Source organism: Aeromonas media (assembly GCF_020423125.1).
GTDB lineage: Bacteria > Pseudomonadota > Gammaproteobacteria > Enterobacterales > Aeromonadaceae > Aeromonas > Aeromonas media.
This window is the reverse complement of sequence record NZ_CP075564.1, coordinates 3,522,004-3,535,884: the sequence shown is the minus strand read 5'-3', so window position 1 is coordinate 3,535,884 and position 13,881 is coordinate 3,522,004. Positions and strand designations below refer to the sequence as shown.

General features: G+C 63.3%; 9 protein-coding genes and 1 pseudogene. 5 read left to right on the top strand and 5 right to left on the bottom strand.

Features of this window, described 5'->3' with window-relative positions; translation table 11 throughout:
- Nucleotides 1-71: 71 nt before the first annotated feature.
- Together KI797_RS16260 and KI797_RS16255 are read right to left on the bottom strand one after the other, a co-directional pair.
- Entirely contained in the window at nt 72-407 is a 336-nt protein-coding gene (locus tag KI797_RS16260; RefSeq protein ID WP_043132774.1) for a hypothetical protein, read from the bottom strand.
- A gap of 117 nt (nt 408-524) precedes the next feature.
- Nucleotides 525-863: a DUF2956 domain-containing protein gene (locus KI797_RS16255; protein ID WP_005330489.1), complete on the bottom strand. Its 339-nt coding sequence runs from the start codon at nt 861-863 to the stop codon at nt 525-527.
- Between the two features lie 249 nt (nt 864-1,112).
- Here KI797_RS16255 and ushA point away from each other — a divergent pair, with 249 nt between their 5' ends.
- Nucleotides 1,113-2,783 (top strand): bifunctional UDP-sugar hydrolase/5'-nucleotidase UshA, encoded by a 1,671-nt coding sequence (gene ushA / locus KI797_RS16250; protein WP_226170121.1) that lies wholly within the window; start codon nt 1,113-1,115, stop codon nt 2,781-2,783.
- Nucleotides 2,784-2,989: 206 nt separating this feature from the next.
- Here the strand turns inward: ushA and KI797_RS16245 are convergent, their stop codons facing one another.
- On the bottom strand, nt 2,990-3,844 hold the full coding sequence (locus tag KI797_RS16245; protein WP_226170118.1) for a Tim44 domain-containing protein: 855 nt from the start codon (nt 3,842-3,844) through the stop codon (nt 2,990-2,992).
- Nucleotides 3,845-4,270: 426 nt separating this feature from the next.
- Here KI797_RS16245 and dnaB point away from each other — a divergent pair, with 426 nt between their 5' ends.
- The 3 genes and pseudogenes from dnaB to alr all read left to right on the top strand — a co-directional run bounded on the left by dnaB (nt 4,271) and on the right by alr (nt 7,035).
- Entirely contained in the window at nt 4,271-5,665 is a 1,395-nt protein-coding gene (gene dnaB / locus KI797_RS16240; RefSeq protein WP_005330482.1) for a replicative DNA helicase, read from the top strand.
- 6 nt (nt 5,666-5,671) lie between these two features.
- Nucleotides 5,672-5,814 (top strand): annotated as a pseudogene (locus KI797_RS21220) (replicative DNA helicase); the annotation flags it as partial.
- Nucleotides 5,815-5,961: 147 nt separating this feature from the next.
- On the top strand, nt 5,962-7,035 hold the full coding sequence (alr, locus tag KI797_RS16235; protein ID WP_226170116.1) for an alanine racemase: 1,074 nt from the start codon (nt 5,962-5,964) through the stop codon (nt 7,033-7,035).
- Nucleotides 7,036-7,285: 250 nt separating this feature from the next.
- Here alr and putA read toward each other — a convergent pair whose 3' ends face one another.
- Nucleotides 7,286-11,242: a trifunctional transcriptional regulator/proline dehydrogenase/L-glutamate gamma-semialdehyde dehydrogenase gene (gene putA / locus KI797_RS16230; protein ID WP_226170113.1), complete on the bottom strand. Its 3,957-nt coding sequence runs from the start codon at nt 11,240-11,242 to the stop codon at nt 7,286-7,288.
- Nucleotides 11,243-11,655: 413 nt separating this feature from the next.
- Here putA and KI797_RS16225 point away from each other — a divergent pair, with 413 nt between their 5' ends.
- Nucleotides 11,656-12,093 (top strand): VOC family protein, encoded by a 438-nt coding sequence (locus KI797_RS16225; protein ID WP_226170111.1) that lies wholly within the window; start codon nt 11,656-11,658, stop codon nt 12,091-12,093.
- Nucleotides 12,094-12,412: 319 nt separating this feature from the next.
- On the opposite strand, the gene fumC is transcribed toward KI797_RS16225, so the two are convergent.
- The gene (gene fumC, locus KI797_RS16220) at nt 12,413-13,804 is read right to left on the bottom strand and encodes a class II fumarate hydratase (RefSeq protein WP_226170109.1); all 1,392 of its coding nucleotides are present in this window, start codon (nt 13,802-13,804) and stop codon (nt 12,413-12,415) included.
- Between the last annotated feature and the right edge of the window lie 77 nt (nt 13,805-13,881).

Below are 13,881 nucleotides of genomic sequence, written 5' to 3'. Positions count from 1 at the left end.
TCCATTGGTTGTACAAGGGGCGCCCGTCACAGGGCGCCCCTCAGATCATGAAAAAGATCGTGTAAACGACATCAGTAGACCATGGCTAGGCTCATCAGCATCAGGCCGAGGGCGGCGAAGGCTCCCTCCTTGATGGCCAGGCGCGGCACCAGCGCCTTGGGCAGCGCCGGAAACAGGCAGAGCGCGAAGCCAAGCCCCGGCATCAGCCAGTGAAAGCCGGGGCTGCGCAGGCTCGGGTCTGCCGCGCCATTGATGACGATGAGCAGGATGAAGAGGGTGAAGGCTGGCAGGATAAACCAGCGGGCGTTGCCGGCGGCGACTGCTCGCAGCGGGGAGATGCGATAGAGCACCAGGGTCACGATAAATAGTACGAGAGGGGCCAGCAGATAGAGGGGGGCCGGATTCATGATGGGGGTCTCCAGACAACGGGGGGAAGAGTGTAAGCAGCAGGGGCGAGGGATGACCAGCGCGCCGGCCCCGGGCTGTGAGGTCGATCCCAGGGCAAAGGTTTGCCAGGCAAGGGATCAGCGCAGCCAGATCCAGGCACAGCCAAACACCAGCCAGCTCAGTACCAGCAATACCCATGGCAACGGGTGCTGGCGAGAGACCTCGATCACGTCGATCTCGCTCTCTTCTTCATGCTCGCCCTGTTGTGGCTGCTTCGCCCTGGCCTGCAACTTCTTCTGGCGGCTCGCCTCCCGGGCTCGCGCCTTCATCTGCTTCTTGTATTCATCTATGCCCTTCTGGATTCCCTGGGCGATCAACTGGGTCTGTTCCTTGGTCTGCCCCGGCTTCTGGTTGGCGCGGGCTACCTTCATCGCCTCCTGCTGGGTCTCGGGGGAAATCTTGTCGTACTTTGCCATTCACGAGTCTCCTTGGCATCGATTGGCGGGAAGTATGCCACAACTGTCTCCGACCGGCTGCCATCCCTGCGGGCGAAATGGCGCGACAGGGCAGGAGGGGATGGGAATATGAGGAAACAGGTTGCGCTGGTGATCACATTTGGCGGAATTTGTGAGTCACTGATGAAAAAGCGTCACATGTTGTTTGTTATATTACGGACCGACTCGAGACCGGGTTGCCCAATAACAAAATAACAAGGTGATATGGAAATGAATTATAAATTTGTCAAAGGAAGTGTCGCGCTGGCCGTGCTCGCCGCGCTGAGTGGCTGCAATATCTCAAGCAATGACAGCGTCGCCCCCTGCACCGAAAATGTCTGCAAGCTGACCATTCTGCACACCAATGATACCCACGGTCGTTTCTGGCACAACGACAAGGGTGAATATGGCATGGCTGCCCAGAAGACCCTGGTCGAGCGCCTGCGTGGCGAGGCCAAGGCGGCTGGCAGCGAGGTGCTGGTACTCTCCGGTGGCGACGTGAACACCGGGGTGCCCGAGTCGGATCTGCAGGATGCCGAGCCGGACTTCATGGCCATGAACAGCATCCGCTACGATGCCATGGCGGTGGGCAACCACGAGTTCGACAACCCTCTGACCATCCTGGAGAAACAGCGTGAGTGGGCCCAGTTCCCCATGATCTCCGCCAACATCTACGACAAGGCCAGTGGCAAGCGCTATTTCGATCCCTACAAGGTGTTCAAGCTGGAGAGCGGTCTCAAGGTTGCCGTGCTGGGCCTGACCACCGAAGACACCGCCCAACTGGTGGATCCCAACAACGTCCAGACCCTGGAGTTCCGGGACCCTACCACGGAAGCGGCCAGGCTCGGTCAGCAGATCCGCGACAGCAAAGAGGCGAACCTGGTCCTGGCCATCACCCACATGGGTCACTACGAAAATGGCCAGCATGGCAGCAATGCGCCCGGGGATGTGGAGATGGCGCGTGCACTGCCGGCCGGCACTCTGGACGCCATCATCGGCGGTCACTCCCAGAACCCGGTCTGCATGGAGCCGGGCACGCCGGACAAGTACGCCGACTTCAAGCCGGGTGACGACTGCCTGCCGGATCAGCAGAACGGCACCTGGATCATGCAGGCCCACGAGTGGGGCAAGTATGTGGGCCGCGCCCAGTTTGACTACCAGAATGGCAAGCTGACCCTGACCCAGTACGACCTCATCCCTGTCAATCTGAAAGACGCTGACGGCGCCTTCATTCAGGAAGAGATCACCAAGGATCCCGAGCTCTACAATACCCTGCTTACCTACCAGGAGAAGGGTCAGCAGGAGCTGGGCGTGGTGATAGGCTCCACCGACGGTGTGCTGGACGGCGAGCGTGCCAACGTGCGCAACAAGCAGACCAATCTGGGTCGCCTCATCACCACCGCCACCGCCGAGAAGCTGGGTACCGATTTTGGCATCGTCAACTCAGGCGGAGTGCGTGCCTCCATCGCGGCTGGCGACATCAGCTACCGCGACGTGCTGACCGTGCATCCATTTGGCAACACGGTCAACAAGGCGACCATGAGTGGCAGCGAGCTGGCGGCCTATCTCGGTCAGGTGGCGACCAAGACCGTCAATACCGGCGGCTATGCCCAGTTTGGTGGCATCAACATGGCGGTGGACTGCCAGGCGAAGAGTGTGACCATCGCCAGCGTGGGCGGCAAGGCCTTCGATCCGGCGGCCAGCTACAGCTTCTCCATCCCGAGCTTCAGTGCGGCCGGTGGTGACGGTTATCCGAAGATCGACACCATCAATGCCGGTCTGGTGGATGCCGGTGTGCTGAAGGATTACATCGCGGCGAAGAAGACCATACTGGTGGCCGATTATCAGCCGTCTGGTGAAGTCAGCTATGTTAATTCCGCCTCTATGGATGGCTGCAAATAATCCAGCGGCCCTGGGCCAATAACAAAAGAGAGGCAGCCATGGCTGCCTCTCTTTTTTATTTTCGAGGTCATCAACAGGGGCTGATGACGATTATTCCCGGCCCCTCGCAAGGCGGGGGAATATTCCATGAGTCACAGTGATGAGTACGACGGCAATAAAAAAGCGACCCTGAGGTCGCCTTTATCATGCTTGCCGGACGAATGTGCTTACAGCTGCTCGATACCGACGATGTGCCAGGGGGCATTGTCCTTGGCCAGGTTGCGTTCGAGGTGCCACACCTCCTTGATGTCCTCCTCGACCTGCTCCTGACGGTCCATGTAGCGCCCGCTGAAGCGTACGCTGACCTGGGCCCAGTCGCTGCCGTAGTCGGCGCGCACCAGCTGGGTATCCACATACATCACTTCGGTATGCTGCTCGCCGGTCAGTTCGGCGCGCTCGGCCTGGAGGTGCTGGAACAGTTCCGGGCTCACGTACTCGCGTACCTTCTCCAGATCGTTCTTGTTCCAGGCCTCTTGCAGGGTGCGGTAGTGATCGCGGGCACCGGACAGGAAACCGTTCATGTCAAAGCCTGGCGGCAGGCGGAAGGGGACGTCGCTGTCGGCAAAGCCGGTCGCCTGCGGGGCGCCGTGGCTCTGTTCGAACTGCTGCGGCGCTGCCGACGGTGGCTGATAGCCCGCGTAGGCCGCCTGGGGTGGGGTCGCCGCCGCCTTGTTCTTGCGCAGGGCTCGGAACAGGAATACGCCACCCAGTGCCAGCAAGGCGATCAGCAGGAAGTCCATGCCCTGCAGGCCTTCGAAGGCGCCGCTGCCCAGCAGGTAGGCGAACAGGCCTCCGGCCAGCAGGCCGCCCAGCAGGCCACCCATCATGCCGCTCTTCTTGGGCGCCGCGGCCAGAGTCGGGTTCTTGCCATTCACGGGGGCTGCAGTCGGAGCCGGTTGAGCCGGTGCCGTCTTGTAGCTCTTGCCAAAGGATTTGCCGCCACCAAATTTCTTGGCCTCGGCGATGGGTGCCCCAAGGCCAATGGCCAGGATCACGGCAAACAGGGTCAGCATCTTTTTCATTTTGACTCTTTCACTCTCATGTAGGTGGGGGCATGCTCTGCTTGTGCAAGCTCAGCGAGGCGCATGGCAGGCTGCCGGTCCCTTTTTGTGTTGCAGCTTGCGGGTATGATTACCATGTCTGGCATGAATTATTCATGAACAGATTGCCCCTCCCGGGGGCGCCAAGGAGGATCCCCATGAAAAACAGACGACCGAGTCGTTCGGTGCGCAGGCTGCGCAACAAGCTCAAATCCAAGGCGAAGGATCAGACCCTGGTCTGGCCCTTCCTCGTGCTGTGAGGGGCAAGGAGGTCCCCCAGAGCCGATGAGCCGGCCACCCGAAAGCAGGCAGGCCACCGGATGAGGTGAATAGCGCGCATTAGCGCTCGCGATGGCGGGGTTTCTTTTGTAAAATTCCCGTCCCCTTCCCGCTGCGGTTTTTATGTGTATGGCAGAGCAAGTGACGGCGAAAAAAGACGCCAAGACACAACAGCTGAAAGTTCCCCCCCACTCTTTTGAGGCCGAGCAGTCCGTACTGGGCGGCCTGATGCTGGATAACGAGGCCTGGGATCGGGTGGCCGAGCGGGTGATCGACAAGGATTTCTACAGCCGTCCCCACCGCCTGATCTTCCAGGCCATGACCCGCCTCTCCAATGCGGGCAACCCCATCGATCTCATCACCCTGCAGGAGGAGCTGGAGCGCTCCGAACAGCTGGAGGAGTCCGGTGGTTTCGCCTATCTGGTGGAGATCGCCAAGAACACCCCGAGCGCCGCCAACATCAATGCCTACGCCGAAATCGTGCGTGAGCGGGCCGTGGTGCGGGAGATGATCTCGGTCGCCAACGAGATAGTCGAAGCGGGTTACGAGCCCCAGGGCCGCACCTCCGGCGATCTGCTGGACCTTGCCGAGAGCAAGGTGTTCCAGATTGCCGAGCAGCGCTCCAGCGCCAACGAGGGCCCTCAGCCCCTGAAGCTCATTCTGGAGCAGACGGTCGACAAGATTGAGGAGCTGTTCAAGACCCCTCACAACGGGGTGACCGGGGTCTCCAGCGGTTATGGGGATCTGGACAAGATGACCGCCGGCCTGCAGCGTTCGGACCTCATCATAGTCGCGGCCCGTCCCTCCATGGGCAAGACCACCTTTGCCATGAACCTGTGCGAGCACGCGGCGCTCACCGCCGACAAGCCGGTGCTCATCTTCTCCCTGGAGATGCCCTCCGAGCAGATCATCATGCGTATGCTCGCCTCGGTGGGGCGCATCGACCAGACCAAGGTGCGGACCGGCCAGCTCGACGACGAAGACTGGGCGCGACTCTCCTCCACCATGGGGCTGCTGCTGGAGAAGGGCAAGATGTACATCGACGACGCCTCCGGCCTGACCCCGACCGACGTGCGCTCCCGTGCCCGACGCATCGCCCGCGAGCACGGCGGCCTCTCGATGATCATGATCGACTACCTGCAGCTGATGCGGGTACCTGCGCTGTCTGACAACAGAACCCTGGAGATCGGTGAAATCTCCCGCTCCCTCAAGGCATTGGCGAAAGAGCTGCAATGCCCTGTGGTGGCGCTCTCCCAGCTGAACCGAAGCCTGGAGCAGCGGGCCGACAAGCGCCCGGTCAACTCGGATCTGCGGGAATCCGGCTCCATCGAGCAGGATGCGGATTTGATCATGTTCATCTACCGCGACGAGGTGTATCACGACGACAGTCCCGACAAGGGGATTGCCGAGATCATCATCGGCAAGCAGCGTAACGGCCCCATAGGTCGGGTGCGCCTCACCTTCCAGGGTCAGTTCTCCCGGTTCGACAACTACGCCGGTCCGGCGTTTGACGATGATTATTGAGTACCTGATTGTCCTGACAAGGGAATTGCTGGGATGACCATAGGCAAGCAGCGTAACGGTACCAATACGGACGGGTGCGCCTCAGCTTCCAGGGCCAGTTCTCCCGGTTCGACAACTACGCCGGTCCGGCGTTTGACGACGATTACTAAGCGGGAGCGAACCGCTCCCAGATGACAAGACACAGTTTTCCCGGTTCGACAATTCTGCCGGTCCGGCCTTAGACGATGACTATCAAGGGATGACACCACTCGGTGCCTGGCGCAGGTGCGCCATCATGCCCTCGTAAGGGAAAACAGATGAAAGCGGCTATTGCCCAAATCGATACCTCGGCCCTGCGCCACAACCTCGCCGTGGTCAAGCGCCACGCGCCTTCCTGCAAGATCATCGCGGTGGTCAAGGCCAACGCCTATGGCCATGGTCTGCTGCCGGTGGCCCGTACCCTGGTGGATGCGGACGCCTATGCGGTGGCCCGCATCGAGGAGGCGCTGATGCTGCGCTCCTGCGCCGTGGTTAAACCCATAGTGCTGCTGGAGGGCTTCTTCTCGAGCGCGGATCTGCCGGTGCTGGCGGCCAACAACCTGCAGACCGCGGTGCATACCTGGGAGCAGCTCGAGGCCCTGGAGCAGGCGGAGTTGCCGGCCCCCGTGGTGGCTTGGCTCAAGCTTGACACCGGCATGCACCGGCTCGGGGTGCGGGCCGAGGAGATGCCCGCCTTCATCGAGCGGCTGGCCCGCTGCAAGAACGTGGTGCAGCCGTTCAACGTCATGACCCACTTCAGCCGCTCCGATGAGCTCGAGCAATCCACCACCCGCGAGCAGATCGACCTGTTCAGCAAGTTGACCGCCTCCCTCAAGGGCGAGCGTGCCATGGCGAACTCGGCGGGCATCCTGGCCTGGCCGGATTCCCACTGCGACTGGGTGCGCCCCGGCGTCATCCTCTACGGCGTCTCCCCCTTCCCGAACACGGTGGCGGCGGATTATGACCTCAAGCCGGTGATGACCCTCAAGACCCAGCTCATCGCGGTGCGGGATCACAAGGTGGGGGAGCCTGTGGGCTATGGCGCCAACTGGGTGTCGACCCGGGATACCCGGCTCGGCGTCATCGCCATCGGTTACGGCGATGGCTATCCCCGCATGGCACCCAACGGTACCTCGGTGCTGGTAAATGGCCGCATCGTCCCCCTGGTGGGCCGGGTCTCCATGGATATGACCACAGTGGATCTCGGCCCTGGCGCCACCGACAAGGCCGGCGACGAGGCCGTGCTCTGGGGCGAAGGTTTGCCGGTGGAGCGGGTGGCCGAGGAGATAGGCACCATTCCCTACGAGCTGATCACCAAGCTGACCTCCCGGGTATTTATGGAGTACGTCTAACCCTTGGACTTGGGATGGCGGCCGAGGAGATAGGCACAACCTTCTCCCTACGAGCTCATCACCAAGCTCACTTCCCGGGTGTTTATGGAGTACGTTTAACCCCCTCATCCCCAATCCTTCTCCCGCGAGGGGAGAAGGGAGAACAAGAAGGCCGCCCCGACAAGGGCGGTCTTTTTCATGCACGTGTTCTGTAGACGAAAGAACAAGCCCCGCATAAGCGGGGCCTGGGTTTTCAGTTACTGCGTTGCGCTTAGCCTATGGTCATCAGGCTGGCGTTGCCACCGGCGGCGGCGGTGTTGACCGAGAGGGCGTGCTCGATCAGCAGTCGCTCCAGGGGAATGTCGGTCTCGCCACGGTGCAGGCCGTGCACGCCGACGATGGCACCCGCACGGGCGGCGGCAAGCTTGGCCACTTCCCGCAGCTGATCCGAGTCACCGTGGTGCAGCAGGGCATCGAATCCGATGTCGCTGCTGGCCCAGTCCGCAACCAGCTGGATACGCGCTTGTACCTCGCTGGGCAGGCTGGTCAGCAGGGTGCGGTTCTGGGCATTGTCCTGCCACAGCACCTCTGTTCCGACGGCCAGACAGGCCGCCAGCTGGGCCAGCAGATCCGTCTTGTCCTCGGCCAGGGAAAGCACCCGCTCCCGGGGCAGCAGGCTGTAGCTGTTGCGCTCGCCGGTGGGGCCGACCAGCAGTTGGGTCAGGCCGCTCAGCGCCAGCTCGCCGTAGCGATCGCACAGGGCCACCAGTGCCGGAGCCTGCTTGCCAGCCCAGCCACGCAAGGCCAGCAGCGCCGGTTTGGCGGCCTCGGTTTGCGGGGTTGCACCCGGCTCTTGGCGAAGCTGGCTGGTCACCGCCTCCTGCGGGCGTGCCCCGAGCAGACGGTACATGTAGAGCGGGCCACCCGCTTTGGGCCCTGTGCCGGAGAGCCCTTCGCCGCCGAACGGCTGCACCCCGACCACGGCGCCCACTATGTTGCGGTTGACGTAGAGGTTGCCGACCTTGGCGGTGTTGACCACCTGGGCGATGGTCTCGTCGATGCGGGTATGGACTCCCAGAGTCAGGCCGTAGCCGCTGTCGTTGATCTGCGCGAGCAGCTCGCCTAGCTTGGCGCGGGGGTAGCGCACCAGGTGTAGCACCGGGCCGAATACCTCTGGGCCCAGCTCATCGAGGCTGTCGAGCTCGATCAGCGTCGGGAGCACGAAGGTGCCGCGATTGCAGGCGCCGTCTTGGGTGCGGGCAATCTGGTGCACCCGGCGACCCTTGTCTCCCATGGCCTTGATGTGGCGCTCTATGTTGGCCTTGGCCTCGGCGTCGATGACAGGGCCGATGTCGGTGGAGAGGTGCTCGGGGCTGCCGACCTTGTACTCGGCCATGGCGCCCTTGAGCATACGGATCACCCGCTCGGCGACGTCGTCCTGCACGCACAGCACCCGCAGGGCGGAGCAGCGCTGACCGGCGCTGTCGAACGCCGAGGAGATGACGTCCATCACCACCTGTTCGGTGAGAGCGGAGGAGTCGACGATCATGGCGTTCTGGCCGCCGGTCTCGGCGATGAGCGGAATGGTGCGGCCCTGGGAGTCGAGGCGACCGGCCAGGTTGCGGGAGATGATACCCGCCACCTCGGTGGAGCCGGTGAACATGACGCCGCGCACTCGCTCGTCCGCGATGAGCGCCGCCCCCACGGTCTCACCCTGGCCCGGCAGCAGTTGCACCGCACCGGCGGGGACGCCGGCCTCACGCAGGATGCGTACCGCCTGCGCCGCGATGAGAGGGGTCTGCTCGGCAGGCTTGGCGAGCACCGTATTGCCGGCCGCGAGCGCCGCGCAGACCTGGCCGCTGAAGATGGCCAGCGGGAAGTTCCAGGGGCTGATGCAGACAACGGGACCGAGCGGTCTGTGGCTCTCGTTGGCGAAGTGGTTGCGCGCCTGGGCGGCGTAGTAGCGCAGGAAGTCCACCGCCTCGCGCACCTCGGCGATGGCGTTGGCGAAAGTCTTGCCGGATTCGCGCACCAGCAGGCCCATCAGGGGTTGCAGCTCGGATTCCATCAGATCGGCGGCGCGATCCAGCACGGCGGCACGCTCGGCCGGCGGAGTGGATTGCCAGATCTGGCCGCTGGCCAGGGCGCAGGCGAGGGCCTGGTCCACCAGCTCGACCGTGGCTTCGCTCACCTGACCGACGACGTCGCGGTGATCCGCCGGGTTGACCACGTGCTGGAACTGGGTCGGCGCGTCGATGTCGCAACCCGGCTGTTCATTACCCAGCATGGGCAGGGCCTGATAGGCGGTGTTGGTGCTGGCGAGCAGGGCGGCGGACAGCGATCCCAGACGGTGCTCGTTCGCGAGATCCAGGCCGGCGGAGTTCGGGCGAGCCTCGCCGTACAGCTCACGGGGCAGGGGAATGCGCGGGTGGGGCAGACCCAGGCTGCCTTCACGGGCGGCCATCTGCTCGATCTGCTGTACCGGATCCTGCACCAGATCCTGCAGGGAGATGCTGTTGTCCGCGATGCGGTTGACGAAGGAGGTGTTGGCCCCGTTCTCCAGCAGGCGGCGCACCAGGTAGGCGAGCAGGGTCTCGTGGCTGCCGACCGGCGCATAGATGCGGCAGGGGCGACCCAGCTTGCCGTCGGCGACCTTGCCGACCACCTGTTCGTAGAGCGGTTCACCCATGCCGTGCAGGCACTGGAACTCGTACTGGCCCGGGTAATAGTTCTGCCCCGCCAGCTGGTAGATGGCCGACAGAGAGTGGGCGTTGTGGGTGGCGAACTGGGGATAGATGGCTTCCGGCACCGCCAGCAGCTTGCGGGCGCAGGCGAGATAGGAGACATCGGTGTAGGGCTTGCGGGTATAGACGGGGTAACCCTCCAGGCCGTCCTGCTGGGCGCGCTTGATCTCGCTGTCCCAGTAGGCGCCCTTCACCAGCCGGATCATCAGGCGGTGACGGCTGCGCTTGGCGAGATCGATGACGTAGTCGATCACATAGGGGCAGCGCTTCTGATAGGCCTGGATGACGAAGCCGATGCCGTTCCAGTCCGCGAGAGATGGGTCGAAGCAGAGCTTCTCCAGCAGGTCGAGGGAGATCTCCAGCCGATCGGCCTCCTCGGCGTCGATGTTGATGCCGATGTCGTACTGCCTGGCGAGCTGAGTCAGCCCCAGCAGGGTGGGGTAGAGCTCCTCCATGACGCGATCGTACTGGGCGCGGCTGTAGCGCGGGTGCAGGGCGGAGAGCTTGATGGAGATGCCCGGGCCCTCATAGATACCGCGGCCATGGGAGGCCTTGCCGATGGCGTGGATGGCCTGCTCGTAGGAGGCGAGATAACGCTTGGCGTCTTCTTCCGTCAGTGCCGCTTCCCCCAGCATGTCGTAGGAGTAGCGGAAACCCCTGTTTTCCATGGAGCCCGCGTTCGCCAGCGCCTCGGCTATGGTCTCGCCGGTGACGAACTGCTCCCCCATCAGGCGCATCGCCATGTCCACACCCTTGCGGATCAGCGGCTCGCCGCCCTTGCCGATCAGCCCCTTGAGTGAGCTGTTGAGGCCTGCCTCGTTGTGGGTGGCCACCAGCTTGCCGGTGATGAGCAGGCCCCAGGAGGCGGCATTGACGAACAGGGAGGCGCTCTGGCCCAGATGCTGGCTCCAGTTGCCACCGCTTATCTTGTCACGGATCAGGGCATCGCGGGTTGCCTTGTCGGGGATGCGCAGCAGCGCCTCCGCCAGGCACATCAGGGCCACCCCTTCCTGGGAGGAGAGGGAGAACTCCTGCAGCAGCCCCTGTACCAGGCCCTGACGGCCGCTGGCGCTCTTCTGGTTGCGCAGCTTCTCGGCGATGCTCATGGCGAGCTTCTGGGTGGCCTCGGCCTTCTCCTTGGGCAGGCGGGCCTGCTCCAGCAGCATGGGCACGGCCTCGGTCTCGGGGCGGCGATAGGCGGAGGTGATGGCGGCGCGCAGCACGGACTGCGGCAGGATGCTCTCGGCAAACTCGAGGAAGACCTGGATCCCCTGCTCGCTCAGGGTCTCGATGGCCTCTTCCCCGGCGGCAGCGGCCAGGCCGGACTGCTCGGGCGGGGTCAGGCCGCGCTCCAGCTGCTCCAGATAGGTGAAGATCGCCTGCTTGATCAGCCAGTGGGGGGTGCGATCCAGGGTCTGCGCCGCCTGCTTGAGCCGGTCGCGGGTCGCTTCGTCGAGTTTAACGCCGAGGGTGGTGGTGGCCATGGGACTTCCTGTGTCTAGAAGGTAACAATATTACCGGACGGTTAAATTTTGCCGAGGATGGCGCAACCAGGTGCAACCTTCAAGCAAGAAATTTTAATGTTTTGGCTACATTGTTGAATTTTCCTATGCCAAATGGTTCGGAGGATCGAGCCTTAAAACAGGGCTGAATATAGGTTTTCAGTGAAATATTAATAGGTTGCATATATGTTTTCTGAGTGATTCATGAGGTGCAACCCGTGGCTGTGTTGGGTCGCTCTTTTTTCATGAAATATCAGCCAGGTACTCATGGGGAAACGGGTTCAACCGCCGCTGTGGACTCACAGGTGTACTGATTGTCGGGGTGACCCTGGCGCTGACTCTTCTATGCTGATAGCTGTTCGCGAAATCCGCTATCAATGACCAAGGAGATCATCATGGCGCGTGTCAGTACCTATCTCAATTTTGCCCGGGAGACGGAGGCGGCCTTCCTGTTCTACCGGGAGGTGTTCGGCGGTGAGTTCAACGGTCCCATCCACAGGTTCAAGGAGTCTCCCGGCTGCCCGGGTCAGCCGCCCCTGTCCGAGGAGGATGGCGACCTGGTGATGCACGTGGCGTTGCCCATCCTCGGCGGCCACGTGCTGATGGGCACGGACGCTCCTGCCAGCATGGGATTCACCCTGGTGCAGGGCAACAACAGCTACCTCAACCTGGAGCCGGACAGCCGGGCCGAGACCGACCGGCTGTTTGCGGCCCTGGGGGAGGGCGGCCAGGTGGAGATGGCGCTGCAGGAGATGTTCTGGGGCGCCTATTTCGGCTCGCTGGTAGACAAGTTTGGCACTCACTGGATGTTCAACTGCGAGAGCAAGAGCTGAACCCTTGGCTGTGAATGAGAAGGGGCGCCGCGGCGCCCCTTCTGTTTATCCGCGCCCCCAACTCAGAGCCTTATTTGCCCCTCCCCACCATCTCGCCGGGAATGACCCAGGCATCGGGCTTCCGGGGACAGAGCTGGCCCAAGGCAACTTGGGTCATGGTTGCCGTCCCGCCATCTCGCCGGGAACGATCCAGACATCGGACTCCCGGGGGCTGAGCTGGCCCAAGGCAACTTGGCTTATGGCTGCCGTCCCGCCATCTTGCCGGGAACGATCCAGACATCGGACTCCCGGGGGCTGAGATGGCCCAAGGCAACTTGGCTTATGGCTGCCGTCCCACCATGTCGGCGGGCACCACCCAGGCATCGAATTGCTCCGCGCTGAGGTGGCCGGAGGCGATGGCTGCCTCCCGCAGAGTCAGTCCCTGATGGTGTGCCAGTTTGGCGATTTCGGCGGCCTTGTCATAGCCGATGTGGGGGTTGAGCGCCGTCACCAGCATCAGGGAGCGGGCCAGCAGCTCGTCGATGCGCGCCCGGTTCGCTGCGATGCCGACGGCGCAGTGGTCGTGGAAGCTTCTCATACCGTCCGCCAGCAGCCGCACGCTCTGCAGGAAGTTGTGGGCGATCATCGGCCTGAACACGTTGAGCTCGAAGTTGCCGCTGGCGCCGCCGATGTTGATGGCCACGTCGTTGCCCATCACCTGGGCGCACAGCATGGTGAGCGCCTCGCTCTGGGTCGGGTTGACCTTGCCCGGCATGATGGAGGAGCCGGGTTCGTTCTCGGGGATGCTGAGCTCCCCGAGCCCGCTGCGGGGGCCGCTCGCCAGCCAGCGCACGTCGTTGGCGATCTTCATCAGGCTGGCCGCCAGCGTCTTGAGGGCGCCATGGGCATGGACCTGGGCATCGCTCGCCGCCAGGGCCTCGAACTTGTTGGGGGCGCTCACCAGGGGCAAGCCGGTCTGCTGTGCCAGGGTCTGGGCCACCGCCTCGGCGAAGCCGGGGGGGCAGTTCAGACCGGTACCGACCGCGGTGCCCCCCAGCGCCAGCTCACACAGATGGGGCAGGGCGGCAGCGAGGTGACGCTCCCCTTGCGCGAGTTGGGCGACCCAGCCGGAGATCTCCTGACCCAGGGTGAGCGGGGTGGCGTCCTGCAGGTGGGTGCGGCCAATTTTGACAAGGTCGTCGAAGGTGGCAGCCTTGCTGGCCAGCGTGTTTTTGAGCGTGGTCAGGGCAGGCAGCAATTGGCCCGTGATGGTAGTGACCGCCGCCAGGTTCATGGCGCTGGGGAAGACATCATTGCTCGACTGGCTCTTGTTCACCTCGTCGTTGGGGTGCACCAGCCGCGCCTCTCCCCGTGTGCCGCCCAGCAGCTCGCTGGCGCGGTTTGCCAGTACCTCGTTGAGGTTCATGTTGGTCTGGGTGCCGGAGCCGGTCTGCCAGACCATCAGGGGAAACTCGGCGTCGTGCAGGCCGCACAACACCTCGTCGGCGGCGGCCATGATGGCCTGGGCCTTGCGCGCGGGCAGCAGCCCCAGGGCGTGGTTCACCCTGGCGCAGGCGGACTTGATGCGGGCGAGGGCATGGATGATCTCCATGGGCTGGCGTTCCCCCGAGATATTGAAGTGCTGCAGGGAGCGCTGGGTCTGGGCCCCCCACAGCCGCGCCGCCGGGACTTCGATATCACCGAAGCTGTCGTGTTCGATCCGTACCGTCATGGTCGCCTCTCATCGAGAAACAAGGAGCAAGGAATCTTCCTTACCCTCACAGCATGGCAAATCCCCCGATCGCTTGC

Coding starts and splice junctions, on each gene's coding strand:
- KI797_RS16245 (WP_226170118.1), bottom strand. CDS start 3,844: ATGAAAAAGATGCTGACCCTGTTTGCCGTGATCCTGGCCATTGGCCTT.
- dnaB (WP_005330482.1), top strand. CDS start 4,271: ATGGCAGAGCAAGTGACGGCGAAAAAAGACGCCAAGACACAACAGCTG.
- fumC (WP_226170109.1), bottom strand. CDS start 13,804: ATGACGGTACGGATCGAACACGACAGCTTCGGTGATATCGAAGTCCCG.
- ushA (WP_226170121.1), top strand. CDS start 1,113: ATGAATTATAAATTTGTCAAAGGAAGTGTCGCGCTGGCCGTGCTCGCC.
- putA (WP_226170113.1), bottom strand. CDS start 11,242: ATGGCCACCACCACCCTCGGCGTTAAACTCGACGAAGCGACCCGCGAC.
- KI797_RS16255 (WP_005330489.1), bottom strand. CDS start 863: ATGGCAAAGTACGACAAGATTTCCCCCGAGACCCAGCAGGAGGCGATG.
- KI797_RS16260 (WP_043132774.1), bottom strand. CDS start 407: ATGAATCCGGCCCCCCTCTATCTGCTGGCCCCTCTCGTACTATTTATC.
- KI797_RS16225 (WP_226170111.1), top strand. CDS start 11,656: ATGGCGCGTGTCAGTACCTATCTCAATTTTGCCCGGGAGACGGAGGCG.
- alr (WP_226170116.1), top strand. CDS start 5,962: ATGAAAGCGGCTATTGCCCAAATCGATACCTCGGCCCTGCGCCACAAC.